Raw genomic sequence first — 24,964 nt, 5'->3', positions numbered from 1 at the left:
TGCTCTGTGCCTGACGCAAGCTTCCCGGTTTGCCTACAGTGTGCAGGTGTCGTTTGGGTTAAGTTCCTAGTGTCGGCTACGCGCGGATACCAAGCTTTGCAAAGTCTCGATCGCTAAGCGGGGTCCGACGGCGCACTAGGCCCGGTCCGGACATTCCATGCAACAATCGGCGAACGAGGCGACGCGAGCGGCCTCAGTATCTCTCTGCGATTGTATTTGATGTGGCATTGAACCAGTTTGGTCGCTAAACGTACTAGGAACTTTTTATCGGAGAGCGTTGTTGACCCGTTTCCGCTTAGATTTGAACACCAAAATCATTCCTAATAATGCGCGCGTCTTCCTAGCGAGAGCCGGAAAGCAAGGGCACATGTTTCAGCAAGTGTTGGAGCATCGGGCAATTGGCCCCGACCTGCCGATGCTTAACCTTGACTTGCGGAACGGGCTCGACGGTGATCCGAATATCGAAGCGAAGGTGAAACGGGCGCGCGCGTTCGGCAGTTGGCTACGGCAGTCGCGCGAGGCGCGAGGCGACAGGCCTTCGGAAAGCGTTAACGACTACCACGACGCCAATAGGCGACCAGGACATGCTCAGATTGACGGTATCGTCCGCTCCTATTTCCAGGAATTGAGCGCGGGCGATGTTTTGGTGATCCCCAATCCGTCCTACTTCGGGGACGCGATCATCGCCGAGTTGCTTCCGATCGGTAAGGCCGTGGTCAAAATTCCAGGCGCGCGCCGTTTCGAAGGTTTTGAGTTCGATGGTCGCCGCTTCGGCCACTTCAAGATGGTGAAGATGGCCGACCTGCCCAGATCGGTGATCGATCTGGCAAAGGCTCCGACAGGCCTTGCTGAGATCAGAACACCTGTTGTGAAGCGCCGCATCTTCGAACTCGGCTATGACGACTTCGTCTTCGACGACGAGTTCGTGTCACGGATCTTCACGACCAAGCGCGACTTCACATCATTTGATGGGAACGTGCTTAACGCGCTCGTCACGATGGTTGCGGAAAACGTAGATCGCCTTGAAACAGACGGTGCGGATGCACATCTCCTAAGCTTGGTGCAAGCAGCGTTCGAACAGCTTGACGAAGATGATCTGCAAGTAAAGATCGACATTAGTTCTCCGGGCTTTCTGGCTGTGTTCGACCGGTCGGTTGTGCCTTTGGTAATAAGTGCCATGCTATCCGTGTTGGTGTCGGTTGGGTTTGATGCAAGAGCATTCGCTCAAGGTGCAGAGGTCGAGGTGACCAACAGCAGAGCAACGGAATTGGCCGACGTGTGCAGTCAGGAGGTCGGACGACTCACTGAGAATATGCTAAAGTTGCTGTCGACTGCGGAAGAAGAGTTCCAGCGCACCTGTCGCCTTCTGCGCGAAGCGCACGAAAACACCGGCGCGCGGACGAATGTGACTGTCGAGGTTGAAAGATGATTAATATTCCGAACACTCGAGAAGAATGGGGCGCACTCGGTCGTAAGCTCGGGTGGGTTCTTGTACGCTTCCAAGTCCTTGGGATAGTCGTCGGTGCGGTGGTGACCATCTTCACCCAGTTGCTCACGGGCTTCTGGGATTTTCGGGCCAGCCATGAGGAAATGCTGCGTCAGCAATGGAGCACGGTCGTTGAATCCCAAGAACAGTTCGAAAGCCAGTTAGATCAAATCGGCACGGTGCTTCGTGGTCAACCGTCGCCGACAGCGGGAATCGAGTATGCGAGTGCGGCGCAGACATACATTCGGTCCATGGAGGCGATCAGTCGATCGTTGCCGACCACCTCGACGGAGATTGCGGACTACATCGACGCTATCGCCGCGCTCCGGAAATACTACGATGTGGTCGTCCCTCCGGCTCCGAGCACTGACGAGTGGATGATCTTCTATGGCGAGTATCGGCAGGATTTCGACCGATATATCGCAGCCAGAGAGCAATATTTCGACGTGCTGGCTGCAGATTTGGGTGACTACGCTCGATACATCACCAACTCTTAGTCCCGATCCTGCAGCACAAAGGTCGGCCAGCTAGCTGCTGCACTGAGGGTCGCGCCGCATACGCGAGGATGGTGAAAACCCATTTACCAAATGATGAACGGCAGTCGACGAAAAGCTCGGAAGATCGTGCGCAGGTGGGAACCTACTAGCCGTAACCGGCCGTTACGGCTCTCCGGCGTAGGGGCGCGCTGCCCCTTTCGAAACCCCAAGCTGATGTTCTCTATTTTTGTTTGTCGATTTCGGTTAGCAGGGAGGGCATGTGATCACGAGAATGGTAAGGGCATGCGCACCAGCACACTGAATGTTCGGATTAGACGCGCGGAGGGGCTGGTGAGGAAGTTGGAAGTAGCGCTGGTTGATCCCAACCTGAGCACGGCGCGGCGGGAGACGGCGCAGCTGGCATTGCGGGGCGCGCAGCACCTTCTCGACAAGCGGAAAGCGCAGCAGTTGGCAATCGGTGCCGCACCGGAAGAGAGCCTACACCCCCGATGATCCCGCCTTGTCGTTGGGGCCATCCTCCATATCCACAACCTCGACCACTTTCTGTCCTGGGCGAACGTATTCGTATCCGTTGTTCTGCCGCGCATCGATGTGAACCGATACGGGCGAAACCTTCCCATCGCTGGCAAAGAACTCGACCATTCGCGCCCGGACCGCTTCGCTTTTTGAGTTCAGCATCAGATCCATCCCGACCTCCATTGCGCGGGCCTTGTGCATTGCCTTGTCGCTCTCGACGCTGGCAACGAATTCGAGCTGCACCGTCTGGAGATAATCGCGCACAGCCGGGCGCTTCATGGCTTTGTGATAGCCTTGGGGGCTCATTCCAGCCTCTTCGCAGGCCGCACCGATGGTCATCCCCTTCTTTACGCGGAGATCAATCGCACGGCGCAGCGCAGCACGCATACGGAGGGGGCGGGTCGGGATTGCTGTGAGGTTTGTCATGCGACCATTTTGCCATGCAAACTCTGCAGATTAGATGCACGTTATATGACGCCAGTTATCGTTTTGTATCTGCCCTTTTGCCGCGGCGCCTGTTTTCCAGCGTCATGCGCTTGGTCCTGGCCGCCGACTTGTCGCGCGTCTCGACGATTGTGCGAACAGCCAGAGGGGTCATAGGCACCGGGCGCAAGGCGATCTCAAACCCCAGAGCCCCAGCCCAATCCAACAGGGTTTGCACGTTGGGGATCTTCTTTGTCCCATCTCGCTCGACCTTGGCCAGCAGATCGGGCTCAAGGCCCGCGACTTCTTCCAATTCCCTGATCGTCAGCAGCAAGTTCTCCCGGCGCTTGCGGAACGACCTTCTGATGTCGTCGTATGTTTCAATTTTGACGTTGATCGGGTCACGCCGGCAGCCCGGATCAACTGCCGGAATAGCTGCGCCTAGTTTCAACTGAGCGTGCAGATCGCAGCCCGCGCTTGGGCACTTACCGATCACTGCATCATCCGACACGGCTTGAATTGACCAGCCCGCCGCCTGCACGTCTTTGACAAACTTGGTGTCCATCGTAACTCCTTATTCCGCCAGCATTTTCAGCGTGTAACTTTTCAGGCTCTCAATCGCCCTCGATGTCCGGGGCATTATCTTTGAGGGGGTCTGCAAACCTGACGCCCTCCGGCCCACCATTGGCAGGGACAAATATCACCCCTCTTGCTTCAAAGAACATGCGCAAGGATCGCAAGGTGGACTTGCTGGGGCTCCCCCCCTCCTTTTCTGCCGCGTTGATCGTGTTCTTGTGCAACCCGGTAGCCGCAGAGAGTGCGGGGTTCGATAAATTCAGGGCCGCTTTTGCCAGGCGAATTTGCAGAGGACTGATGTCTGCGGTTTGCATGTTTTCCATTGGATCTCTCAATATGTGTCATTGGCACAAATATAGGTTGATAATAGTGTGCCTTGCGTCTATATTTGTACCAATAGCACAATTTTGTCAAGAAAGGTAGCGCCAATGTAGTCAGGGCGTCGAAGCCCTGCGCGCCCAGATCTCATCGAATGCAGGCTATTCAGACCATCACCACTGAGAGGTTAGACACGATGACAAAATCAAGCACCGCCCCCCATAGACTTTTGAACATGTCCAATCAGAAAGCGTCAGAGGCCGGCGATCCGGTCGTAACGCTGTATCATCAATGGAATGATGCTCGGGCAACATGGGAACGCCTTGCCGCCGCCCCCGGCAATGAAGATTTCGATGCGCCCGAAAGCAAAGCGGCAGAGGCCGAAGAAACCGCAGCCTTTGACGCGATGATCAAAACCCCGCCGACCTCTCTGGCGGGTGTCGCCGTTCTGGCCAGTGCCCTTTGGGAGATGGAAGGTCCTACCGGGGCGCCGGGAAGCGAAGAATACCAGAAGCAGGCCGAGACCTTGAGCTGCCAGCTTATTCTCGCGATCTGGCGCGCGGCCAGCGGGGAGAATGGCCTTCCGCCAAATGGTTGAATGAGCGAATGCGAAAGGGCCCGCCCTGCCCGTGCATTCGGATTTGGACTCTGGTGGACCATGCTGACCCCTGTTGGAAAACAGGAGACCCCAATGAACATTCCCGCACCACCTTCTTCAGTCCTTCGGCTCCCGGAGGTTAGGGAGCGCGTCGGACTCTCTAAATCCTCGATCTATGCCTTCATTGCTGCGGAACAGTTCCCAAAACCGATCCGTATTGGCGCGCGCGCCGTTGCTTGGAGGCTGTCCGACATAGAGGCATGGCTGGCTTCAAAGTCAGAGCAAAACTCATCCCCAAAACTATCTGTAAAGGAAAACTCATGACGACCTCGACACTCGATAACCCTTCGAAATCTCTGGACAACCTTCTTTCTCGTATTGGCAAAAGCCTCAACAATGCCGCTGCCACATCTTCTGCAACCGCCCGCTTGCGTGAAGAGGCCATGAAGATGGTGAAGAAGATTGACGAGCATGCAGAAGCATCGCGCGACCAGATGCTCGACCCCCTTTTGCCTCGCGCTCAGATCGAAGAGGCCAAACGGAATGCAGAGGCGGCGTCCGTTGATAGCCAGCGTCTTAAAGCTGCCATTGAGCTTTTGCAGAGCCGCGCCGAGGAACTGCTGAATTCTGAAAGCGCTGCAAAGGCCGCCCGCCGCTATCAGGCAGCCCAGGAGCAAAGGGATAAAGTTTCCGCAATGATTGCCGATCGATATCCGGCGCTGTCCTCCGAACTCGTCACCCTGATCGAAGAAATCATGAAAGCTAACGCCATGGTGGATCGTGTGAACTCTGACCTTCCAGAAGGAAGTCCTCCGCTTAATAGACCAGAAGGCCATGCAAGAGGGTTTCATGATCATGGGAGCTATGACGTCCCAGTCTCGCTCAGGACTTTCAGGATTACCCAAAGCATGTTGCCGAGCATGGAGGCTGAAAGCCGCACTGTATGGCCCCTAGCGCGGGACTATGAGTACCACGTCCTGGAGCGGGGCAAAGTGTTCTCACAAAAGCAAGTGCAGGGAATGTTTAACCGGTCATAGTCCTGCGCGAACCAAGCGCATAGGAGCTATTGCCCCGCGGTCCTTAATTGGCCCGCGGGGCTTTTTGTTGAGGGTCAAACGTCGATCAGCCGGAGGTTCCCCGAGTGCCGAGTAAAGAACTGAGATCAGGGGCACGGTCGGGAGCAGGGCTGCCTGGCATCCACCAAGACCCCGAGCGCGTGTAGTTCTTCTGGACTTTCGCCTTCTTAAGGAAGTCAGCCTCCGCTTCGGGATCGAGAACAGAGTGCAACTGATCCCAGAACAGGCGATCAACAGCCGGTCCGACAGCAGGGGTCTGCCCCATTGGGGTATATCTCTTTCCGAGCCGTACCGCCTCTTTTACGAACCCGGTTTCGATATCACGGCCGCTTGCAAGATCGCCCGCCGCGTCGATGGCATTACTGACCGTCAATCCCCATACGTCCTGAACACCCTGGATCATCGGGCCGGAGGCGTATGAGCCCAGCCCCCCGCCCCATGAGGCCTGCCCGGTAGAAACAATGTCACCGATGATCCCGAAGCCGCCCCCCTTGAGCGCGGCAAGCCCCCAGAATTGTGGGTTCTCCATAAAGGACATGCTCATCGGGTCATTGCCCTTGAGGATTTCCCCGATCTGCAAAGACAGTGCGCCAAGCACGGTAGCGCCGGCGGCCATCTGTGTGACGTAGAGCGCGCGTGCAGCCGCAGTTGGTTGCCGCACAATCATCCGGTATTGGTTGATCGTGAAGGCTGCGACAAAGCTCTTGAACATGCCGCCTGATTTTAACATTTCATACATCGGCGTTCCCGGCGCGTGCCCATATGCCACGGGATCGAACCAAGCCTTTGCCTTCAGGCTGTTGGTCGGCACAGCAACCTCGGTCCACCGTTCAACCATGCCCTGCATTGCAAGATAGACCTCATCAGCGCGCGCAGTAGGCAGGGACGTGCTTTCACGCCAGTAAAGGGGGTTGAGGAACGTGGCGCCTTCATCGGGCTCATAGGTCAGCCTTTCGGCGCGGAAGTCCTTCCAATCGCGGGCCTGTACGCCATGTTCGCTCATCATCTGGCGCAGGTTTGGTTCAAGGGCAGAGAATGGCTTGTCGGCGTTCTCAGCAAACATCCCCCAGAAGCCCGATTGAAAGGCGTAGCGCGCGCTGTCGGTATGGTGGGTTAACCCCTGCACCCGCATGGATGCTGCCGAGAGACGCTCAAATATCTCCCCGGCAGGAACCTCCATTTGGAAGCGCCCCATAGCAACACCGGGATCCGCCAGCGTGTCGAGAACCCACTTGTCCCGCTTGAGCTGCGCGGTGGACATGGTGCCCTCGCTGATCATGTTTGAGAGCGTCTCACCATAGCGGGCGAACATGTTGCCGCGGTTCGCTCCGATGGCCTTGGCCGCCAGCTGCATCGAGTTAAAGTCCGAGATGCTGGCAACCACAGCCTTGTCCAAAAAGGCGGAGGTCATCAGGTGGCGCGTGTTCGAAAAGAAACGGGCGGAGATCACACCCCATTTCCCCTCTGGCGCTCTGGGACCATTGAACAACCGCAGCATACGTTCCGCATGGGCGCTGCCCCCTGTGACCGCATCCGGATCGAGCCCACGCTCCCTTGCCCGCTTAACGATAAGCTGGCGCTGATAGTCGAGGCCGAGGCCTGTGTTTGGGCTGAAATTTCGCATGGCCGCGATATCGTTTGCCATCGAATTCACATGGCTCATGATCGCGGTGAAAGGGTCACTCAGCCCGTACTGGCTGTTGTATTTGATCCAACCATCAGCCGTTTTGAAGTGCAGGATGCGCTCTTGTGCGTGCTGCCTGTAAGTTGGGACGCCTTGGGCCTTTCCATAAACCGCATCGCGTGAACCCTTCCCGTAGGCAATGTTGTCGTAGATGTCGCCCAGAAGCCTTTCCTGTGTCTCACGCATGGGAACCGGATCGTCTGGGTTGGCCTGAAACGGTCGCCCGGTGGAATGGTTCCTGATCTTCGACCAGTCCAGTTCTCCACTGTCGATCAAGCTATTGACCCACTTAGACTTTCCGGCCCTTACGATCAGGTAGCGGTCATGGCTCTGGGGAAGCCAATTGTCGATTTTCCCAATTATCGCTCCCGCCTCGTTTGCCATCAGGCGCATGTCATTGAGGGCAGTATGTATGGATCGCGCCAACGCCTTTGCCGGGGCGCTACCTGTCGCTTCTCCAAGCATTTCTTTCGTCAGGTCCAGCATCATTGCCGGGTCAGAGAGGCTGCCAGTCGTCTTGCGGTGAACGTTCTTCAATAGATCGGCCACACGCAAATTGAACCATCTGGTCAACGCGCGCGCCTCATAGTCCAGCTTCTCAACGCTGAACGTCTGTAAGTGCTTCAAGTCCTGATCAGGGGTCGAGTTCACAAGTAACTGCTGTTTGCGCGCGTTTGCCAATTGGGCCTGATAGACGTGCCGAATTTCCCCCGCCTCTTTCTTGAACGCTGCTTTCACGTCCTCCCCGGCCATGGCTTCGGCATTGTGGCGGGTCCAGCCTTGACGCTCGTAGATATCAGCCGCCTCGCGCCACATTCGCTGCGCGCGCTCACCACGCACTCGGTCGACGCTGCCCTCGGCCATAGCGTCCGTCAAACAATCGTAGAAACTCATACCCGTGTCCCCCCGCCAGAAGTAACAGGCTGGGCCCCATCAGGCTTGCCATGGCCTATCAGCGCTTCAATGGCCGAGCGCACTACCTCAGCGCGCGTCAGGTCACGAGCAGCACAGTATCGATCCAGACCAGCGACAAGGTCATGATCCAAACGAAATGAAAAAATTTTACGGGGCACAAGCATATCTCCATGTGATTACGGAGACAGGGTTACAGGCCAAAACCCGCATTCCAGATGCACCAGCGTATTACGGCGGCGAAATTGTGTAAGCCGCGAGAGAGGGAGACGACTACCAGCTCTGCGCGCGCGAATTTTCCCCCCACCCCCCTCCGATCGAGACCCCCCTACCCCCTTCGAGGTCAGGCAATCCGCTGGGGGTCAGCCAGCCTCGATACTTGAATGGATGCATGCATGCCTTCATGCTTTCACCCAGCTATCAGAAGAATTCAGGGCGCTCCTTATTCCCTTGGGACGGCGGGCGCCGATCTTTCGCAGCCACATCGGAGTATTGCCGCCGCTTGGTGATCCATGCTCGAACATCAGCCTTTATGGTGTGACCAACGATCCTGCACACCCTCGGGAACCCTTCGGCCTCCAACGTCTCCCGGTTCTTTCGAAACCAGTCAGTGCTTTTACCGAGCACCGCAGCGCACCAAGCATGGCTGCCGTATTCTGACAGAGGGTCGAACGTTCGATCGGTCTTTGGTTTGGTCACGGGTTTAGGGGTGCCGGTATCCATGGAGACGCTTAAGGCGCCAGTCGTACCGTCGAGTTCCATGCTCTTGCTCATTCTAGAGACCCTTCTCTGTAGCCCTGTGCCGCGGCCATTTCCTGCGCAGCCTTGCAGGTGCCTGGAACAGTAGCACCTAGCTCGAAGGCGGCCATGTCAGCATTAACCACTTAGACAGAAATAGCCATCAAGCCCATCAGCGCGAGGTCATCAGTCAGTTCCTTGGATGCAGCGCAGAGCAAACGGGCAGTTTCATAGGAGAACTTGCAGCCTGCATAGGCTACCGGCCGCCGCGGGCCGAACGGTTATCGCGCTGCGCATTGGCTCTCAACACCACTTCAGCATCTATCGCCTTGGGCGCCAAAGCTCCGACAAGTGGAGGGAAAAGTGGTGGGTTGAGAATGAGAAACCAAGGTAACTCACTGAAATCAAATCACCTTCAAAGGGGGTAGTGGCGGACCGAGGAGGATTCGAACCCCCGACCCCCTGATTCGTAGTCAGGTACTCTATCCAGCTGAGCTATCGGTCCACTGGGGCGGGGTTTAGTCTTGCAGCGCGGGGGTTGCAAGCCCTGAATTTGCTGAAAAGGAAAAAACTTCGGATTTTCTGCAAAGGGTCAGACGGTCCCGTCGCTTTTGGGCAGATTGATCTCGAAAACCGTGCCCTCCGGGCCGCTGCTGCGCAGGCTCAGCGTCCCGCCATGGCCCCGCACCAATTCTGACGCGATCACCAGCCCAAGCCCCGACCCGCCTTTGCGCGCGCCGCCCTGGAAAGCGGTGAAGAGATGCTCGCGGGCTTTGGGCGGCAACCCGGGGCCGGTGTCGGAGACCACGATCCGCCAGGCCTCCGCCTCCTCGCTCGCATGCAGATGAACCTCCCCCGGCGCCCCGGTGGCGGCGATGGCCTGCCGCGCGTTGCGGATCAGGTTGGTCAACACGCGGTAAAGCTGCTCCGGGTCCGCCCGCACGGTCAGCCCCATCGGAATGTCGGCGGCGAAACTGATGTCGGTCTCGGGATCGGCAAAGCGCTCCGCGTCGATCACCTCTTCCACCAGTTCCGCCAGCCGCACGCGGGTCAGGGTCGGGCCCGGTTCCTCGGCCTTGCCAAAGGCCAAGGTCGATTCGCACAGATGCACCGCGCGGGTGATCGAGCCCACAAGTTTCGGGGCCATCCGCTTGACGGTGGGGTCGTCGGACATCTCAATCCGGTCGGTGAACAGCTGCGCAGAGCTTAGGATATTGCGCAGGTCATGGCTGATTTTACTGACCGCCCCGCCCAATTGCGCCAGACGCTCCTTTTGCTTGAGCGCCTGCGTCAGGTCTGTCTGCAAGGTCTTCAGCGCCTCTTCCGCTTCGCGCAGCTCGGTCACGCCCGCCGAAGGCTCGATGATGCGCCGGGCGTCCTCGGGGGCGGCGGCATAGCGTTGCATATGGCCCGCGACCCGTTTGATCGGCTTGAGCAGCAGCGCGCGCATGGCAAAGAACAGCAGCACCGCCGTGATCACCGAAATCACCGCCGAGAGCATCAGGATGCGCATCCCGTAATCGAGCATCGCTGCCCGCATGGGCGCGGTCTCCATGGTGACTTCGATCAGCAGCCCGGCCTCGCGCACCGGGGCGCCGATGACCCGCACGACTTCATTGCCGGGGCGGAACAGGCGCAGCATCGCATCGCGGATCAGCACCACGGCTGTGGCGTCACGCAGGTCATAGGTCTGCGACACGGTGCGTGGCATCGGCGAGGCCAGCACCAATTGCCGCGCCTCGTCGCGGCGCAGCACGACGTTGAAGACCTCGGCGTTGCGCAGCAGCTCCTCTTCCAACGCCGGGTCGAGCATATCATCGGCCAGCAAGGCGAGAGAGGCAATCTGCGCCCGCTCCAGCCGGGTCAGCATATATTCTTCGCGGAACCGGGCGATGGAGGGGACAAAGATCAACACCTCGGCCAGCATCACGAAGATGGTGGTCAGGATCAGCAATCGGCCGGAAAGCGAGTGGATCATGGACATCCTCAGGGCAACAGGCGCTGCAGGGCGCGCACCACCCATTTTACCAAATCGCTCTCAAACAGGCGCGGGCTGAAATAGGCGCCGGCCGCGCGTTTGTTGATCTCGGAAATCGTTGGGTATGGGGCAACCATTGCTGCAATCTGGCTCATCTTCATCTTATTGACCAGCGCCAGCGACCACAGCGAGATCAACTCGCCCGCCTGATGCCCGACAATGCTGGCCCCGACCGGACGGCCCTTGACCACCATCACCTTGATAAACCCTTTTGTCTGGCGTTCGGCAATGGCGCGGTCGTTGTGATTGTAGTGAAAGCGCACGACCTCCAGCCTATCCCCGTGCGCCTCACGCGCCTGCGCCTCGGTCATGCCGACCTGCGCCAGTTCCGGCGCGGTATAGGTGACCCAAGGAATATGCGCCAGTTTGGTCTTGCTGGGCAGGCCAAAGAGGATCGAGCGAATTACGACCCCCGCATGATAATTGGCCAGATGGGTGAATTGCAGCCCGCCCGCCACATCGCCGATCGCATAGACGCGGCGGTTGCTGCTGCGCAGGCTGTCATCGACCTTGATGCCCGCCTTGGTGGTCTCGATCCCGGCTTTGTCGAGGTCGAGCCGCTCGGTATTGCTTTTGCGCCCCACGGCCATCAGCAGATGCGAACCTTTGATCACGCGGCCATCCTCGGTCTCGACCTCGATCGCCCCCCGCTGCCCGCTGATCCGCGCCGCATCACTGCCTTCTTCAAAATGCACGCCCTCATCGCGCAGGCTCTGCAAGACGACCTCGGCCAGCTCCGGGTCATCCTTGCTCAGAGCGCGGCTGCCTTCGATCACGGTCACCTTGCTGCCCAAACGCACATGCGCCTGCGCCATTTCGATCCCGATCGGGCCACCGCCGATGATGATCAGATGCGCGGGCTTTTCGCGCAGGTCAAAAAGGGTCTCATTGGTCTCATAGGGCACATCCTCAAGCCCCGGAATCGGGGGCACCAGCGGTGAAGAGCCGGTGGCCAGCACGATGCGCCGGGCGCTGATGATGGTATCGCCCGCCTGCACCTCGTGATCCGAGATAAAGCGCCCGTATTCTTGGATCACACGCACGCCCAGCCCTTCGAAACGCTCAACGGAATCGACTGGGGCGATCTGGGCAATAACCTCGGCCACGTGATCCTTGGCCGCGGCGTAATCGACGGCACCGGCGGCATCCTCGACCCCATATTGCGCGCTATGCTGCTGGGCATAGGCGGTCTTGCCGGACTTGATCAGCGCCTTTGACGGCACACAGCCATAATTCAGGCAATCACCGCCCATCTTATGGCCCTCAAGCAGCGTCACATCCGCGCCCATCTGCACGGCCCCCGCCGCCACCGACAGCCCGCCAGAGCCCGCGCCGATAATAAGAACGTCGGTCTTGATACGGGTGGTCATTTCAGCAAATCCTTCTTGCCCGAGAATGTCTTGATCGCCACGGGCAACAGCGACAGCACGCAAAGCCCCAGAATGGGCAGCAGAATATGCGGCTCGAATATGATCCCGAGGTTCGGAGACTCACCCCGGGCGAATACGCTACCTAGCCCTGCCCCTACCGAGGTAAAGACCAGCGCCCCGGGCATGATGCCCAAAAAGGTCGAGATCACAAAGCGCAGGAGCGGCACGCCGAGAAAGGCAGGCAGGAGATTCGCGACAAAAAACGGCACCACCGGCACCAGCCGGATCAAGAAGAGCATCGACCACTGATTGTCATCAATGCCCGCCTTGATCTTACGCAGCATTCCGTCAGAGGCGTCCAGCCGCTGTTTCAGCCGCTCACCCAGGCCCCATTGCGCGGCGAGGAAGATCACCACCGCCCCCAAGGTCGCTGCGGTGACGTTAAAGAGCGCGCCGGGGAAGACGCCAAACAGAAAGCCCCCCGTGAGCGTGGCGACGGTGGCGCCGGGCAGCGAGAAGGCGACGATCACCACATAGGCGGCGATGAAACCCCCAACGGTCAGCAGATAATTCTCATCCCGAAAAGCGATCAGCGCCGCGCGATTCTCGCGCAACGCATCAAAGCTCAGGTAATCCCGAAGGGTGAAAGCCCCGATGGCCGCCACGATCAAAATCACCCCCAAGGGCAGGTAGCGTGTTAACGAGGGGGCATTGTGGCGCATAGGGTCACTTCCATTGGGCCACTATGGACCGGGGCGGGATCCCTGTTAGGATGGCGCGAAAGTGGGGCGACGGGTAGCCACCTCACGCGTGGTTGATAGGACTTGTAGATAAAGGACCGATTTTGCAGGCTTCGGCGGCAAACTGAAACATCCAAGCCGGTTCCGCCTCGGCATTTTGTTGCAAAGCGCCATTTTTCCCTGTCAGAGGGTTTGACTTGGCCGCCTCATCGCTTTAGAGGACGGGCTTGAATTGACGCTGGCCGCGGTGGAACCTTCAAGTGATTCCGTGCCCAGCCAGCTTTAGATGGAGACGGAGCGATGAAACGCACCTTTCAACCCTCGAACCTCGTGCGCAAGCGGCGCCATGGTTTCCGCGCGCGTATGGCCACCAAAGCCGGCCGCAAGATCATCAATGCGCGCCGCGCACAGGGCCGGAAATCGCTGAGCGCGTAAGCGCCTTCGATCTTCGGAACCAGAATATGACACCGCCGGAGGCACCCCAGGATGGCACTAACGCCACGACGGGGGACACTGCTCCGGCGGTTTCATTGCGACTGGCCGTTCTAACCAAACGCGCCGATTTCCAACGCGCCAGCCGCGCCAAACGTGTGGCAACCCCCGGTTTCATCCTGCAAATGCGCCCGCGCCGCGCAGGCGAGCCCAGCGACGCGCCCATTCGCGTCGGCTTCACCTGCTCCAAAAAGGTCGGCAACGCTGTGGCCCGCAACCGCGCCAAGCGCCGCCTGCGCGAAATCGCCCGGCTGACCCTGCCCCACCGGGGCCGCGCCGGGATGGATTACGTCTTTGTCGGGCGCCGCGAGGCCACCGCCACCCTGCCCTTCGCGCACCTCCTTGCGGATCTGGAACGCGCGCTGGACACCCTGCACGGGGTCAAGAAATGACCCCCCTCGCCACCCTATTGTCCCTGCCGGTGCGAGGGTATCGGCTGATCTTCAGCCCCTGGGTTGGGTACAACTGCCGCTACCAGCCAACCTGCAGCGCCTATGCGCTCGAAGCGCTGCAAAAGCACGGCGGCCTGCGCGGGGGCTGGCTGGCCGCGCGGCGGATCGCGCGCTGTCACCCCTGGGGGCGCAGCGGCATCGACAACGTGCCAGACTGAGCGCATCTTGCGAGAATCGCGCGGATTGCTCTAGGTGACACCATTCTTGATGACGAAAGACCGATGATGCTGGACGAACCCAACGAGATCCACCCACTCTTTGCCGGCGCGCCGCCGAGCACCGAATTCAAGAAGCTGCGCAAGCGCATCGTCCGGATGACCCGTGAGGCGATCGAGCAATACGGCATGGTCGAGCCCACCGCCGAAGGCGCCCCCAGACCGCGCTGGCTGGTCTGCCTCTCCGGCGGGAAGGACAGCTATACGCTGCTGGCGGTGTTGCATGAGCTGAAATGGCGCGGACTGCTGCCCGTCGATCTGCTGGCCTGCAACCTCGATCAGGGGCAACCGGGCTTTCCTGCGACCGTTCTGCCGGAGTTTCTGGAGAAGATGGGTGTGCCACACCGCATCGAATACCAAGACACCTATTCGATCGTGATGGATAAAATCCCCGCCGGACGCACGTTTTGCGCGCTGTGCAGTCGCCTGCGCCGCGGCAATCTCTACCGGATCGCCCGCGAGGAAGGCTGTTCTGCCGTGGTGCTGGGCCACCACCGGGACGACATCCTCGAAACCTTCTTTATGAATCTCTTTCACGGCGGGCGATTGGCGACCATGCCCCCGAAACTGGTCAACGAAGAAGGCGACCTGTTTCTCTACCGCCCCCTTGCCCATGTGGCCGAAGCCGATTGCGAACGCTTTGCCACGGCGATGAATTACCCCATCATCCCCTGCGATCTCTGCGGGTCGCAGGATGGGTTGCAACGTCAGCAGGTCAAGGCCATCCTTGATGGATGGGAGGCCAATAGCCCGGGCCGCCGCCAAGTTATGTTCCGCGCCTTGATGAATGCCCGGCCCTCTCATCTCCTGGATCCCAAGCTTTTCGACTTTGAAGGACTAATGCGGAACGTTGAGAGCACAGACACGGAACAATTTTAGGTAAAATCCCCTCAGGATTCCCCGTTCCGTTAACCCCCATCATACCGCAGACACGATACCCCTGTAGCTGGCAGCGCAGATTTGCGCCCAGACAAGGGGAAGATCGCCATGGCATTTCAACAGCGCTCGGGGCTGACATCGATGCGGCGTTCTGTGGCGGCCACGCTGACCGGCCCGCCCGCATTGGCCTTTCTTCCGGCGCTGACCCTGGCCGCCTTCTGGTTCGGCGGGGAAGTTGCTTTGTTTCTTGCCGCGGCTCTGCTTCCGATCCTTTATCTTGTCGGCAATCGCCTTGGCGGTGGGCTGATGCTGCCGCGTGATGCGGTCAGCGGGTTGTTTCAGCGCAGCGCCTTTGAGGAACTGACCGAACAGGTCTATCAGCGCGCCAAGGCAAAGGGGCGCCACACCGCAGCCTTTTTCATCGCGATCGAAGACCTGGACCAGCTGACAGATCGCCATGGTCAGAGCGCCGCTGATATTGTCGTGCAGCGCACCGGTGAACGGCTCGTGACCGCGCTGCGCGGCGATGACAATGTGGGGCAGATGGGGGATGCGCGTTTTGCCATATGCATGGATCCGGTGCGCCAGCTGGACCTTGAGCTTTGCATCCAGCTTGCCGGGCGCCTCCAGGCGGCGGTGGAAGAGCCAGTATCGATTGACGGTGTCGCGATCTATCTGACCGCCTCGGTCGGGTTTTGCCTCAACACCCGGGCCCCGGGTGACGATGGGGCCGCTTGGCTTCGCGCCGCCGCCACCGCCCTGCGCGCCGCGCAGCGGCGCGGCCCCTCCTCGATCCGTGCCTTCTCCGATCAAATGCGCCGCGACACCGAAAACCGGGCCGAACTGCGCGAAGAGGTGGTGCAGGCGCTCGACAACGGCCAGATTCAGCCGTGGTTTCAGCCGCAAATTTCCACCGACACAGGGCAGATTACCGGGTTTGAGGCTTTGGCACGCTGGAACCATCCGGTCCGCGGCATGATCTCCCCGGCGGAGTTCTTGCCCATCATCGAAGACATCGGCCTGCTGGAGCGGCTGGCCGAAGTGATGATGTACCACGCCTTCGCAGCCCTCAAGGCATGGGACGGGTCGGGCGTCGAGGTGCCGCAGATCGGGGTGAATTTCGCGGGCTGCGAGTTGAACAACCCGCGCCTGATCGACAAAATCACATGGGAGCTGGACCGCTTTGACCTTACCCCCGACCGTTTGGCGGTCGAAGTATTGGAAACCGTCGTCGCCTCGACCCCGGATGACGTGATCACCCGCAATATCACCGCCTTGGGCAAACTCGGCTGCCGCATTGATCTGGATGATTTCGGCACCGGACATGCCTCCATCGCCTCGATCCGCCGCTTTTCCGTCAGCCGGATCAAGATTGACCGGTCCTTTGTAATGAAGGCGGACCGTGACCCCGACCAGCAGCGCATGATCAGCGCGATCCTGACCATGGCGGAAAGGCTCGGCGTCGAAACCCTGGCCGAAGGGGTTGAGACCGTGGGCGAACATGTGCTGCTTGCGCAGCTCGGCTGTGATCACGTCCAAGGGTTTGGCATCGCCCGCCCCATGCCGTTTGAACAGACCCTGGACTGGATCTCGCGCCATAATGCCAAATTGCAAAGCGTCCCCCGCATTCTGGATGGCCGCGCGAAGTAACCTTCTGCATCGAAAGGGCGGGCCCCCTTACCTGCCCGCCAAACGGAGCGCAGCTTAGCCGCCGCCGAGCTTGCTGAAAGACGCCGCAGCCCCTGCCAATAAGGCCCACGCCCATGTCTCCGCGCCAAGGTGCAAACCCGATTCCGCTTGACCTTTGGCCCCTTACTCTGTTGAACCCCCCCTGATATTCCAAGACATCAGGTGGCAGCCCCATGGACGACCAGAACAAGAATCTTATCCTTGCCACGGCGCTTAGCTTTGCGGTCATTCTTGTGTGGTTCCTGCTGTTCCCACCCCCCGAAGCTGACCCCGTGCTTGAGCCGGGCACCGAGGTGAGCCAGACCGAAGGCGGCACCGTGGTGCCTGCCACCCCGTCAGATGCCAGCACGCCGGACCCCGACGCGGGCGAAGGCGCCGCCCCCGCGGGCCGCCGTGCCGCTTTGGCCGATGCCCCGCGCGTTGCCATTTCCACCGACCGGATCAGCGGCTCGATCTCGCTCATGGGCGGGCGGATCGACGATCTGAAACTCAATGATTACCAGACCACTCTCGACGAAGACGCCGAGGTGGTCACCCTGCTCTCCCCCGAAGGGTCGAGCGACGCCTATTATGCCCTGCACGGCTGGGCCGCCGGCTCCGGCCTTGCGCCCGACGCGGTGCCGGGGGTCGACACGATGTGGACCCTGAGCGAAGGCGAGGTCTTGGGTGTCGACAGCCCTGTCACGCTGACCTGGGACAATGGCGCCGGTCAGGTCTTTAGCCGCACCATCTCTGTCGATAACGAATATATGTTCGACATCACCCAGAGCGTCACCAACACCGGCGAAGCGCCGGTGAACCTCGCGCCCTTTGGCATGATCGCGCAGCATGGGCTGCCCGAAGACCTGAAAAGCTTCTTCATCCTGCATGAGGGCGCGGTCGCCATGGCCAATGGCGAGCTCGCGGAGATTGACTGGGACGACATCGCCGAAGCGGATGTGAACAGCACCTGGGGCCGCCCCGCCGTGGTGACCGAAGGCGTCACCGAAGGCTGGATCGGCTTTACCGATCACTATTGGCAGGCGGTGCTGATCCCCGAGGCCGGCGAGACATTCGAGCAGGCGCTCACCTATGACCCGCGCGCAGATGTCTACCGCGCCTTCACCCGCCAGCCCACCCGGTCGGTGGCGGCGGGCGAAAGCGTCAGCACGTCGAGCAAGTTCTTCGCGGGCGCGAAGGAATGGGAGACGCTGCAGGATTACCAAGCCTCCGGCGTCGCCAAATTCATCGACAGCATCGACTGGGGCTGGTTCTTCTTCCTGACCAAACCGATCTTCTGGCTGCTGCACAACCTGAACCAGTTGATCGGCAACATGGGCGTGGCGATCATCGGCCTGACCCTGCTGATCAAGGCGCTGCTCTTCCCGCTGGCCTATAAATCCTACGTCTCCATGGCGCGGATGAAAGAGCTTCAGCCGGAAATGGAGAAGCTGAAGAAAGACGCCGGCGATGACCGTCAGAAGCTGCAGCAAGGCATGATGGAGCTTTACAAGAAGAACAAGGTGAACCCCGCCGCGGGCTGTCTGCCGATCCTTCTGCAGATTCCGATCTTCTTCTCGCTCTACAAGGTGATCTTTGTCACGATCGAACTGCGTCACGCGCCCTTCTTTGGCCCGTTCCAGGACCTCAGCGCGCCCGATCCGACCTCGATCCTGAACCTCTGGGGTCTGCTGCCCTATGCAGCGCCCGAACCGGGTTCGATGCTGGCGTTGATCTTCATCGGGATCCTGCCGCTCTTGCTGGGTATCTCCATGTACCTCCAGCAAAAGCTGAACCCGGCGCCCACCGATCCGACCCAGCAGATGATCTTTGCCTGGATGCCATGGGTCTTCATGTTCATGCTCGGCGGTTTTGCCAGCGGCTTGGTGGTCTACTGGATCGCGAACAACACGATCACCTTTACCCAGCAGTATCTGATCATGCGCAGCCAGGGGTATAAGCCGGATCTTTGGGGCAATATCGCGGGCGGCTTCAAACGCACGCCCAAGAGCGCTGCTGCCAATGCGGATGCCAAGCCCAAGTCGGGCAAGTCGAAGAAGTGATGCAGGTCACCGCGCTCAACCGCCATCCGCTCAAGGCCCATGGCCGCGAGACGGTTGAGCGCGTGACCCTCACGCCGGGGCAGTCGATGCCCTATGACCGGCTCTGGGCCGTGGCCCATGACGCTTCCAAAGCCGCGCCCGGGGCATGGGCGCGCTGTCTGAATTTCACCCGCGGTGCCTCCTCGCCGCAGTTGCAGGCGATCACGGCCAAGCTGGATGAGGCGGGGGAGATTCTCACCCTGCGCCACCCTGAACGCAGTGAGATCAGCTTTCATCCGGACCATGACAAAGCCGCCTTCCTCGACTGGGTGCGCCCTCTGGAGGCCGAAGGCCGCGCCGCGCCGGTGGACATTCTGCGGCTCGACGGGCGCGGCTATACCGACAGTGCGGAACCCACGCTTTCGCTCAACAGCCTTGCCTCCCATGCCGCTGTCGAAACGCTCACCGGCAGCCCGCTGCAAACCGCCCGCTGGCGCGGCAACATCTGGTTTGACGGCGCGCCCCCCTGGGCCGAATTTGACTGGATCGGGCGCGCGTTGAAAATCGGCAAGGCGCGGTTGCATGTGTCGAAACGCATCACCCGCTGTCTTGCCACCACCGTAAACACCGACACCGGCGCGCGCGACGTGGATACGCTCGCCGCGCTTGACCAATTGGGCCACCGCGATTTCGGTGTTACCCTGACCGTCACCACCGGCGGAGAGATCGCCGTGGGCGACGAACTGGAGCTGATCTGATGCAAGTGAACTACACCATCGCCGAAGAGCCGGACGCGCCGAGCGCCGAGAAGGGCCGTATGCTTTTCGCGGGCGAGACGACATTCGTCAAAGGCGTGGTGGCGATGGACGGGCTGCCTGCGCCGGACCGGATGGAGGTCTGCTTTGCGGGCCGTTCCAACGTCGGCAAATCCACCCTGATCAATGCGCTGACCGGGATGAAGGCGCTGGCCCGTGCTTCCAACACGCCGGGGCGCACGCAGGAGATCAACTTCTTCACCGCAGGCGAAGAGCATTACCTCGTCGACCTGCCGGGCTATGGCTATGCCAATGCGCCCCTGCCCGTGGTGGAAAAATGGCAACGCCTGCTCAAGCAATATCTGTCTGGCCGCCAGACCCTGCGCCGCGCTTTCGTGCTGATCGACGCGCGCCATGGCGTCAAGAAGGTCGACGATGAGATCATGTCCCTGCTCGACAGCTCTGCGGTGACCTTTCAGGTCGTGCTGACCAAGGCCGATAAGGTAAAAGAAGCCGAGCGCGAGAAGGTCCTGACGCAGGTCAAGGACGCGCTGAGCAAACACCCCGCCGCCTATCCGGAGATCGTCGTGACCTCCTCGGAGAAGGGCTGGGGCATCCCCACCCTGCGTGCCATCATCGCCACGCTGGTCTGATAGCCGCCGCGCCTGCGGCCTCCCATGGGTCAAGAAATGAGAATGCAAGACATGAACCGCGACTGGATTGCCACCGCCCGCACCCTCAGCCAAGCCCTGCCGTTTCTGCAACGCTATGCCGATGCCACCGTGGTCATCAAGCTGGGCGGTCATGCGATGGGCAGCGATGAGGCGATGGACGAATTTGCCCGCGACGTGGCCCTGATGCGGCAGGTCGGCGTGCGTCCGGTGATCGTGCATGGCGGCGGGCCGATGATCAACGACATGCTCACCCGGCTTGGGATCGAATCCGAATTTGTGAACGGCAAACGGGTCACCGATGCGGCGACGATGGAAGTCGTCGAAATGGTGCTCTCGGGCCTCGTCAACGCGCGGATCGTGCAGGCCATTTCCGAACAGGGCGGCCGCGCCGTGGGGGTGTCGGGCAAGGACAGCGGCTTGATCATTTGCGACCCCGAAGATCCCGCCCTTGGCTTGGTCGGCAGACCCGCCGAAGTGAACCCGAGCATCCTGCGCGATTTTGCCGAGAAGGACATCATTCCCGTCATCGCCCCGCTTGGCATGGGCCGGGGGGGCGAGACCTATAATATCAACGGCGACACCGCAGCCGGGGCCGTGGCCGCTGCTCTCAAGGCGGATCGCCTGCTGTTGCTCACCGATGTCGCCGGGGTCAAAGATGGCGCGGGCGAGGTGATCACCGACCTCACCGCGAGCCAGATCAATGAGATGATCGCCGATGGCACCATCGCGGGCGGCATGATCCCCAAGGTGCAGACCGCGCTCGATGCGCTGGCGGGCGGCACGCGGGCGGCGGTGATCCTCGACGGGCGCGCCCCCAATGCCTGCCTGCTGGAACTCTTTACCGAACATGGCGCGGGCAGCATCATTCGCAACGGGTAAACGTCAAAGCGCTTGCCCCCTGCCCCTGCTTCGCGCCTATGATGGGCCGAGCCGCGAAAGGAACGCCATGCGCCGCCTGATACTAATGCGCCACGCGAAATCTGATTGGTCGCAGGGCGCCAGCGACCACGACCGCCCCCTGAACCCGCGCGGACATCGTGCGGCTGCGGCTTTGGGCGACTGGTTGCGACAGGTGGCGGCGCTGCCGGATGCGGTGCTGTGTTCCACCGCGCAGCGCACCCGGGACACATTAGACGGCCTTGCGCTGCCCGACGAGACGAGGGTCACCTATAGCCGCGCGCTTTATCTGGCGAGCGCCGAGGATATTCTGGCGGTGCTGCGCGCGGCCAAAGGCAAGTGTCTTCTGCTGCTGGCCCATAACCCCGGCATCGCCACGGCCGCCGCGCAGTTCCTCCGCGCCGCCCCCGATCACGGCAAATTCCAGCGCTATCCTTCGGGGGCGACGCTGGTGGCAGAGTTTGAGATCGACGATTGGGTCCATGCGGATTGGGGAAAAGCAAACGCGCGACACTTTACCGTGCCGCGCGATCTCTAGTCTCTGTCGGGGCCGTGGCCCCTGCCCTCAGTGGCCCAGAATCTGGCTCAGGAACAGCTTCGTGCGCGGGCTCTGGGGGTTGTTGAAGAAGGCTTCCGGCTCGTTTTGCTCAACGATCTGGCCCTCATCCATAAAGATCACCCGGTTCGCCACCTGACGGGCAAAGCCCATCTCATGGGTGACGCAGAGCATGGTCATGCCCTCTTCGGCAAGCTCGATCATCGTGTCGAGCACTTCCTTGATCATCTCAGGGTCAAGCGCCGAGGTCGGCTCGTCAAAGAGCATGATCCGCGGGCGCATGCAGAGCGAGCGGGCGATGGCCACACGCTGCTGCTGCCCCCCCGACAACTGGCCGGGGTATTTGTTGGCCTGATCCGGGATCTTCACCTTCTCAAGGAAATGCATCGCCGTTTCCTCGGCTTCCTTCTTGGGCGTCTTGCGCACCCAGATCGGCGCCAGCGTGCAGTTCTCAAGGATCGTCAGATGCGGGAAGAGGTTGAAGTGCTGAAAGCACATGCCGACCTCTGAGCGGATCTTGTCGATGTTCTTGAGGTCCGAGGAAAGCAGCGTGCCATCGACCTCGATCGAGCCCTTCTGATGCTCTTCCAGCGCGTTGATGCAGCGGATCAGCGTCGATTTCCCCGAGCCCGAAGGCCCGCAGATCACGATGCGTTCGCCGCGGTAGACCGTCAGGTCGATGTCGCGCAGCACATGGAACGCACCGTACCATTTGTTCATATTGTCGATCCGGATCGCGACTTCGTCGGATACCTGCATTTGTGCGGTCTCAGCCATGTGAGAACCCTCCCTTAACGATGGTCAGTCGCAAGACGGCGTTCCAGCCACTGCGAATATTGTGAAATGCCGTAGCAGACGATGAAGAACAGCACGGAAGCAAAGAGGAAAAGCTCCCAATAGACGCCGTTCCAGTCGGTCGAGGCGAGGATCGGGCCGCGGATCATGCCGATGATGTCAAACAGCGAGATCACCGAGACCAGCGTGGTGTCCTTGAACAGGCCCACAGCGATGTTGACGATGCCCGGAATCGAGATCTTCAGCGCCTGCGGCAGGATGATCAGCCGCATCGCCTGCGGGTAGTCGAGGCCAAGGCTGTCGGCGGCCTCATACTGGCCCTTTGGCAAAGCGGCGAGACCACCCCGGATCACCTCAGCGATATAGGCCGAGGAGAACATGGTGATCATGATCACCACCCGGATGAAGAGGTCAACGCCCGAACCCGGCGGGAAGAAATAGGCCAGCATCACATTCGCCACGAACAAAAGCGTGATCAGCGGCACGCCCCGGACGAATTCGATAAAGACCACGCAGATGCCTTTGACGATCGGCAGATGCGACTGACGGCCAAGCGCCAGTGCGATCCCGATGGGCAGCGAAAGCGACACGCAGGTGATGCCCAGCATCATGTTGAGCATGAAGCCCCCGAGATCCCGGCTTGGCACCGCTTCGAGCAAGGGCCGTGCGGGGCGCAGAGCCTCTCCGATGATCCCGCCGACATACCAGATGATGGCAGCTCCAACGATGCCCGCGGCCAGCGCCTTGGCAAAGCTGCTGTGCACCAACCGGGCATAGACCAGATAGCCGCCGATGACGCCCAAGAGGGCAAAGACCGGTCCCCAGATCGGCCCGCCCCAGATCAGCCAGAAGGCCAGGAAGGGGTAGATCCCGGTGAAGATCAGCAGCTTGCGCGGCAGATCGATGAAAAGCACCGGGGCCACCGCGAGGAACAGCAGCACCAGCGCCAATGTCGGGCGCCAATATTCATCGCTGGGGTATTTGAAGCCAAAGAGCAGCTGGTGCCAACGCTCGGATATGACCGAGAAACAGGCCCCCGTCGCCCCGTTCAGAATCTCCCGGCATTCCGACAGGCTGCTGGCGTTCCAGACGCCGTTGAGCAGCCAAGGCAAAGACCCGGAGAGCAGCAGATACAGGAAGTAGAGCGCGAGGACGGTTAATATCGCATTGGCCCAGGTCGGGAAAAGATTGTCCTTCACCCATTTCAGCGGGCCGCCGACCTTTTCGGGCGGGGCTGCCGGCGGCAGGGCGGATTCACGCACGAAGGCGATGGATTCAGCATGTGTATCGGACATGGCTCAGCGCTCCTTCAGCTTCGTTGCGTTGTTATATACGTTCATCACCATCGAAATTCCCAGTGAGATAACAAGGTAGAACAGCATCAAGAGCACCACACATTCAATCGCGCGGCCGGTCTGGTTCAGGGTGATCCCGCCCAGCGTCGCGGTGATGTCGGCATAGCCCACGAGGATCGCCAGCGAGGAGTTCTTGGTGATGTTGAGATAGTTGGAGATCAGCGGCGGGATGATCACCCGCAGCGCCTGCGGCAGCACGACGAGGTTCATGATCCGCCCCGAGCGCAGCCCCAGGGCCGCGGCGGCCTCGGTCTGGCCCTTGCTGACGGCCTGAATGCCCGCACGGACGTTCTCGGCGATGAAAGCGCCGGTGTAGATCGACAGCGCGAACCAAAGCGCGATCAGCGGCGCACCGATCTGAATGCCGCCCCGGAAGTTGAAGCCTTTCAGCGCCGGGTAATCCAAGCCAATGGGCATGCCCATCAGGAAGAAGACAAGGATCGTCGGCACAAACAGGATCGCCACCGAGGGCCAAAGCATCGGCAGCAGACGGCCCGTGTCATAAAGCAGTTTGGTGGCATAGCGGCGGTAGGCGAAGACACCGATCACCGAGGCCACGAATGTCGCCACCACGATCGTCGACCCCGGCCCCCAAACCGGCCCCGGAATATAAACGCCGCGGTTGGTAAAGGCGAAAGAGCCCAGCATCATGGTCGATGCCGGATCGTCACCCCGGAAAGCGCTCGGCGCGGGCATGGCGGCGGTCATGATCGTATAGATGATCAGGATCCAGATCAGCACCGGGATATTGCGAAAAATCTCGACATAACCGGCCATCAGCTTGCGCACGAGCCAGTTGTTCGACAGGCGCAGCACCCCGGCGATGACGCCAAAGACCGTGGCGGTCACACAGGCAAGGAAGGACACCAGCAGCGTGTTGATGATCCCGACCCAAGCGGCCTGTAGGTTGGACGACTGGCTGGTATAGGGAATCAGCGTCTGGTTGATGTCATAACCGGCAGGGTTGCCAAGGAACTGAAAGGAAATGTTCAGCCCGGCAGCGCGCAGGTTGGCAGCGAGGTTCGATCCCAGATACCAAATCGCCGCGATCAGCAGCACCAGCGCAATCACCTGAAAGGTGATCGACCGATAGCGGATATCGCTCAACAGCATAGATGGCCGGAACGACTCCTTTGGAGGGTCGGTGAGTATCGTCATGTATGTTTCCCTGTGTTCCGGCATTTTTATTATCAGCGCCTTAACAGCGCCTTT

The 24,964-nt window shown here is 60.3% G+C and carries 27 protein-coding genes and 1 tRNA gene; 15 read left to right on the top strand and 13 right to left on the bottom strand.

The genetic code is table 11. The features are described 5' to 3' along the window. Positions 1-280: 280 nt before the first annotated feature. Both AB4M76_RS16435 and AB4M76_RS16430 read left to right on the top strand, forming a co-directional pair. The gene (locus AB4M76_RS16435) at positions 281-1,429 is read left to right on the top strand and encodes a hypothetical protein (protein WP_368443057.1); all 1,149 of its coding nucleotides are present in this window, start codon (positions 281-283) and stop codon (positions 1,427-1,429) included. Continuing rightward, the gene (locus tag AB4M76_RS16430; protein WP_368443056.1) at positions 1,426-1,983 is read left to right on the top strand and encodes a hypothetical protein; all 558 of its coding nucleotides are present in this window, start codon (positions 1,426-1,428) and stop codon (positions 1,981-1,983) included. Before AB4M76_RS16435 ends, AB4M76_RS16430 begins: the two co-directional genes overlap by 4 nt. Positions 1,984-2,460: 477 nt before the next feature. On the opposite strand, the gene AB4M76_RS16425 is transcribed toward AB4M76_RS16430, so the two are convergent. From AB4M76_RS16425 to AB4M76_RS16415, 3 genes are read right to left on the bottom strand one after another with little or no spacing between them, the layout of a single operon-like run. Then, positions 2,461-2,925, bottom strand: a complete 465-nt coding sequence (locus AB4M76_RS16425; RefSeq protein WP_368443055.1) for a hypothetical protein — start codon at positions 2,923-2,925, stop codon at positions 2,461-2,463. A gap of 55 nt (positions 2,926-2,980) precedes the next feature. Next, a complete protein-coding gene (locus AB4M76_RS16420; RefSeq protein ID WP_368443054.1) occupies positions 2,981-3,487 on the bottom strand; it encodes a helix-turn-helix domain-containing protein in 507 nt (168 codons plus the stop codon). 49 nt (positions 3,488-3,536) lie between these two features. After that, the gene (locus AB4M76_RS16415; protein ID WP_368443053.1) at positions 3,537-3,821 is read right to left on the bottom strand and encodes a helix-turn-helix domain-containing protein; all 285 of its coding nucleotides are present in this window, start codon (positions 3,819-3,821) and stop codon (positions 3,537-3,539) included. 230 nt (positions 3,822-4,051) lie between these two features. Between AB4M76_RS16415 and AB4M76_RS16410 the strand changes: the two genes are divergently transcribed. From AB4M76_RS16410 to AB4M76_RS16400, 3 genes are read left to right on the top strand one after another with little or no spacing between them, the layout of a single operon-like run. Then, positions 4,052-4,414 carry a hypothetical protein gene (locus AB4M76_RS16410; protein ID WP_368443052.1) on the top strand — a complete coding sequence of 121 codons (363 nt, stop codon included), beginning with the start codon at positions 4,052-4,054 and terminating at the stop codon, positions 4,412-4,414. Next, complete coding sequence (locus tag AB4M76_RS16405) at positions 4,415-4,738, top strand: helix-turn-helix transcriptional regulator (protein ID WP_368443051.1); 324 nt, start codon at positions 4,415-4,417, stop codon at positions 4,736-4,738. Next, a complete protein-coding gene (locus AB4M76_RS16400) occupies positions 4,735-5,451 on the top strand; it encodes a hypothetical protein (RefSeq protein ID WP_368443049.1) in 717 nt (238 codons plus the stop codon). The genes AB4M76_RS16405 and AB4M76_RS16400 overlap by 4 nt, the downstream gene beginning before the upstream one ends. A gap of 85 nt (positions 5,452-5,536) precedes the next feature. On the opposite strand, the gene AB4M76_RS16395 is transcribed toward AB4M76_RS16400, so the two are convergent. The 7 genes from AB4M76_RS16395 to AB4M76_RS16365 all read right to left on the bottom strand — a co-directional run bounded on the left by AB4M76_RS16395 (position 5,537) and on the right by AB4M76_RS16365 (position 12,954). After that, on the bottom strand, positions 5,537-8,068 hold the full coding sequence (locus tag AB4M76_RS16395) for a hypothetical protein (RefSeq protein ID WP_368443048.1): 2,532 nt from the start codon (positions 8,066-8,068) through the stop codon (positions 5,537-5,539). Next, entirely contained in the window at positions 8,065-8,253 is a 189-nt protein-coding gene (locus AB4M76_RS16390) for a ribbon-helix-helix protein, CopG family (RefSeq protein WP_082852030.1), read from the bottom strand. Before AB4M76_RS16390 ends, AB4M76_RS16395 begins: the two co-directional genes overlap by 4 nt. A gap of 253 nt (positions 8,254-8,506) precedes the next feature. Beyond that, the gene (locus AB4M76_RS16385; protein ID WP_368443047.1) at positions 8,507-8,860 is read right to left on the bottom strand and encodes a hypothetical protein; all 354 of its coding nucleotides are present in this window, start codon (positions 8,858-8,860) and stop codon (positions 8,507-8,509) included. Positions 8,861-9,252: 392 nt separating this feature from the next. Further along, positions 9,253-9,329 (bottom strand) — tRNA-Arg (locus AB4M76_RS16380). 87 nt (positions 9,330-9,416) lie between these two features. Next, the gene (locus AB4M76_RS16375) at positions 9,417-10,802 is read right to left on the bottom strand and encodes a sensor histidine kinase (RefSeq protein WP_368443046.1); all 1,386 of its coding nucleotides are present in this window, start codon (positions 10,800-10,802) and stop codon (positions 9,417-9,419) included. 8 nt (positions 10,803-10,810) lie between these two features. Beyond that, complete coding sequence (locus tag AB4M76_RS16370) at positions 10,811-12,232, bottom strand: NAD(P)/FAD-dependent oxidoreductase (RefSeq protein ID WP_368443045.1); 1,422 nt, start codon at positions 12,230-12,232, stop codon at positions 10,811-10,813. Further along, on the bottom strand, positions 12,229-12,954 hold the full coding sequence (locus AB4M76_RS16365) for a TVP38/TMEM64 family protein (protein ID WP_368443044.1): 726 nt from the start codon (positions 12,952-12,954) through the stop codon (positions 12,229-12,231). The genes AB4M76_RS16370 and AB4M76_RS16365 overlap by 4 nt, the downstream gene beginning before the upstream one ends. Before the next feature lie 318 nt (positions 12,955-13,272). Here AB4M76_RS16365 and rpmH point away from each other — a divergent pair, with 318 nt between their 5' ends. From rpmH to AB4M76_RS16315, 10 genes are all read left to right on the top strand, one after another. Next, entirely contained in the window at positions 13,273-13,407 is a 135-nt protein-coding gene (gene rpmH / locus AB4M76_RS16360) for a 50S ribosomal protein L34 (protein WP_007118882.1), read from the top strand. Positions 13,408-13,433: 26 nt separating this feature from the next. Beyond that, positions 13,434-13,856 carry a ribonuclease P protein component gene (gene rnpA, locus AB4M76_RS16355; protein WP_368443043.1) on the top strand — a complete coding sequence of 141 codons (423 nt, stop codon included), beginning with the start codon at positions 13,434-13,436 and terminating at the stop codon, positions 13,854-13,856. Then, positions 13,853-14,074 carry a membrane protein insertion efficiency factor YidD gene (gene yidD, locus AB4M76_RS16350; protein WP_368443042.1) on the top strand — a complete coding sequence of 74 codons (222 nt, stop codon included), beginning with the start codon at positions 13,853-13,855 and terminating at the stop codon, positions 14,072-14,074. Before rnpA ends, yidD begins: the two co-directional genes overlap by 4 nt. 66 nt (positions 14,075-14,140) lie before the next feature. Further along, the gene (gene ttcA / locus AB4M76_RS16345; RefSeq protein ID WP_368443041.1) at positions 14,141-15,010 is read left to right on the top strand and encodes a tRNA 2-thiocytidine(32) synthetase TtcA; all 870 of its coding nucleotides are present in this window, start codon (positions 14,141-14,143) and stop codon (positions 15,008-15,010) included. A 108-nt stretch (positions 15,011-15,118) separates the two neighbouring features. After that, positions 15,119-16,660, top strand: a complete 1,542-nt coding sequence (locus AB4M76_RS16340; RefSeq protein WP_368443040.1) for a putative bifunctional diguanylate cyclase/phosphodiesterase — start codon at positions 15,119-15,121, stop codon at positions 16,658-16,660. 212 nt (positions 16,661-16,872) lie between these two features. Next, on the top strand, positions 16,873-18,741 hold the full coding sequence (gene yidC / locus AB4M76_RS16335; protein ID WP_368443039.1) for a membrane protein insertase YidC: 1,869 nt from the start codon (positions 16,873-16,875) through the stop codon (positions 18,739-18,741). Continuing rightward, positions 18,741-19,478, top strand: coding sequence for an MOSC domain-containing protein (locus AB4M76_RS16330; protein WP_368443038.1), 738 nt, complete (start codon positions 18,741-18,743; stop codon positions 19,476-19,478). The genes yidC and AB4M76_RS16330 overlap by 1 nt, the downstream gene beginning before the upstream one ends. Beyond that, entirely contained in the window at positions 19,478-20,128 is a 651-nt protein-coding gene (gene yihA / locus AB4M76_RS16325; protein ID WP_368443037.1) for a ribosome biogenesis GTP-binding protein YihA/YsxC, read from the top strand. The genes AB4M76_RS16330 and yihA overlap by 1 nt, the downstream gene beginning before the upstream one ends. A 36-nt stretch (positions 20,129-20,164) precedes the next feature. Beyond that, entirely contained in the window at positions 20,165-21,028 is an 864-nt protein-coding gene (gene argB, locus AB4M76_RS16320) for an acetylglutamate kinase (RefSeq protein ID WP_368443036.1), read from the top strand. A 67-nt stretch (positions 21,029-21,095) separates the two neighbouring features. Further along, a complete protein-coding gene (locus AB4M76_RS16315) occupies positions 21,096-21,584 on the top strand; it encodes a histidine phosphatase family protein (RefSeq protein ID WP_368443035.1) in 489 nt (162 codons plus the stop codon). A gap of 27 nt (positions 21,585-21,611) precedes the next feature. Here the strand turns inward: AB4M76_RS16315 and AB4M76_RS16310 are convergent, their stop codons facing one another. From AB4M76_RS16310 to AB4M76_RS16300, 3 genes are read right to left on the bottom strand one after another with little or no spacing between them, the layout of a single operon-like run. Then, a complete protein-coding gene (locus AB4M76_RS16310) occupies positions 21,612-22,379 on the bottom strand; it encodes an amino acid ABC transporter ATP-binding protein (protein ID WP_368443034.1) in 768 nt (255 codons plus the stop codon). Positions 22,380-22,393: 14 nt separating this feature from the next. Beyond that, positions 22,394-23,692, bottom strand: coding sequence for an amino acid ABC transporter permease (locus AB4M76_RS16305; protein ID WP_368443033.1), 1,299 nt, complete (start codon positions 23,690-23,692; stop codon positions 22,394-22,396). A 3-nt stretch (positions 23,693-23,695) separates the two neighbouring features. After that, positions 23,696-24,910 carry an amino acid ABC transporter permease gene (locus AB4M76_RS16300; protein ID WP_368443032.1) on the bottom strand — a complete coding sequence of 405 codons (1,215 nt, stop codon included), beginning with the start codon at positions 24,908-24,910 and terminating at the stop codon, positions 23,696-23,698. Between the last annotated feature and the right edge of the window lie 54 nt (positions 24,911-24,964).

Origin of the sequence: Sulfitobacter sp. PS-8MA (genome assembly GCF_040933935.1) — a bacterium.
Lineage (GTDB): Bacteria > Pseudomonadota > Alphaproteobacteria > Rhodobacterales > Rhodobacteraceae > Sulfitobacter.
Note: the sequence above shows the minus strand (reverse complement) of the source record. Positions and strands in the feature narration are given on the sequence as shown.

What these genes read in the sequence shown, in the direction of transcription:
- AB4M76_RS16385 (WP_368443047.1), bottom strand. Translation starts at nt 8,860, where the DNA reads ATGAGCAAGAGCATGGAACTCGACGGTACGACTGGCGCCTTAAGCGTC.
- AB4M76_RS16395 (WP_368443048.1), bottom strand. Translation starts at nt 8,068, where the DNA reads ATGAGTTTCTACGATTGTTTGACGGACGCTATGGCCGAGGGCAGCGTC.
- AB4M76_RS16315 (WP_368443035.1), top strand. Translation starts at nt 21,096, where the DNA reads ATGCGCCGCCTGATACTAATGCGCCACGCGAAATCTGATTGGTCGCAG.
- AB4M76_RS16420 (WP_368443054.1), bottom strand. Translation starts at nt 3,487, where the DNA reads ATGGACACCAAGTTTGTCAAAGACGTGCAGGCGGCGGGCTGGTCAATT.
- AB4M76_RS16375 (WP_368443046.1), bottom strand. Translation starts at nt 10,802, where the DNA reads ATGATCCACTCGCTTTCCGGCCGATTGCTGATCCTGACCACCATCTTC.
- yihA (WP_368443037.1), top strand. Translation starts at nt 19,478, where the DNA reads ATGCAAGTGAACTACACCATCGCCGAAGAGCCGGACGCGCCGAGCGCC.
- AB4M76_RS16370 (WP_368443045.1), bottom strand. Translation starts at nt 12,232, where the DNA reads ATGACCACCCGTATCAAGACCGACGTTCTTATTATCGGCGCGGGCTCT.
- rnpA (WP_368443043.1), top strand. Translation starts at nt 13,434, where the DNA reads ATGACACCGCCGGAGGCACCCCAGGATGGCACTAACGCCACGACGGGG.
- AB4M76_RS16305 (WP_368443033.1), bottom strand. Translation starts at nt 23,692, where the DNA reads ATGTCCGATACACATGCTGAATCCATCGCCTTCGTGCGTGAATCCGCC.
- AB4M76_RS16415 (WP_368443053.1), bottom strand. Translation starts at nt 3,821, where the DNA reads ATGGAAAACATGCAAACCGCAGACATCAGTCCTCTGCAAATTCGCCTG.
- yidD (WP_368443042.1), top strand. Translation starts at nt 13,853, where the DNA reads ATGACCCCCCTCGCCACCCTATTGTCCCTGCCGGTGCGAGGGTATCGG.
- AB4M76_RS16430 (WP_368443056.1), top strand. Translation starts at nt 1,426, where the DNA reads ATGATTAATATTCCGAACACTCGAGAAGAATGGGGCGCACTCGGTCGT.
- AB4M76_RS16300 (WP_368443032.1), bottom strand. Translation starts at nt 24,910, where the DNA reads ATGACGATACTCACCGACCCTCCAAAGGAGTCGTTCCGGCCATCTATG.
- AB4M76_RS16365 (WP_368443044.1), bottom strand. Translation starts at nt 12,954, where the DNA reads ATGCGCCACAATGCCCCCTCGTTAACACGCTACCTGCCCTTGGGGGTG.
- AB4M76_RS16400 (WP_368443049.1), top strand. Translation starts at nt 4,735, where the DNA reads ATGACGACCTCGACACTCGATAACCCTTCGAAATCTCTGGACAACCTT.
- AB4M76_RS16410 (WP_368443052.1), top strand. Translation starts at nt 4,052, where the DNA reads ATGTCCAATCAGAAAGCGTCAGAGGCCGGCGATCCGGTCGTAACGCTG.
- AB4M76_RS16340 (WP_368443040.1), top strand. Translation starts at nt 15,119, where the DNA reads ATGGCATTTCAACAGCGCTCGGGGCTGACATCGATGCGGCGTTCTGTG.
- ttcA (WP_368443041.1), top strand. Translation starts at nt 14,141, where the DNA reads ATGCTGGACGAACCCAACGAGATCCACCCACTCTTTGCCGGCGCGCCG.
- AB4M76_RS16405 (WP_368443051.1), top strand. Translation starts at nt 4,415, where the DNA reads ATGAGCGAATGCGAAAGGGCCCGCCCTGCCCGTGCATTCGGATTTGGA.
- AB4M76_RS16310 (WP_368443034.1), bottom strand. Translation starts at nt 22,379, where the DNA reads ATGGCTGAGACCGCACAAATGCAGGTATCCGACGAAGTCGCGATCCGG.
- AB4M76_RS16425 (WP_368443055.1), bottom strand. Translation starts at nt 2,925, where the DNA reads ATGACAAACCTCACAGCAATCCCGACCCGCCCCCTCCGTATGCGTGCT.
- argB (WP_368443036.1), top strand. Translation starts at nt 20,165, where the DNA reads ATGAGAATGCAAGACATGAACCGCGACTGGATTGCCACCGCCCGCACC.
- yidC (WP_368443039.1), top strand. Translation starts at nt 16,873, where the DNA reads ATGGACGACCAGAACAAGAATCTTATCCTTGCCACGGCGCTTAGCTTT.
- AB4M76_RS16390 (WP_082852030.1), bottom strand. Translation starts at nt 8,253, where the DNA reads ATGCTTGTGCCCCGTAAAATTTTTTCATTTCGTTTGGATCATGACCTT.
- rpmH (WP_007118882.1), top strand. Translation starts at nt 13,273, where the DNA reads ATGAAACGCACCTTTCAACCCTCGAACCTCGTGCGCAAGCGGCGCCAT.
- AB4M76_RS16330 (WP_368443038.1), top strand. Translation starts at nt 18,741, where the DNA reads ATGCAGGTCACCGCGCTCAACCGCCATCCGCTCAAGGCCCATGGCCGC.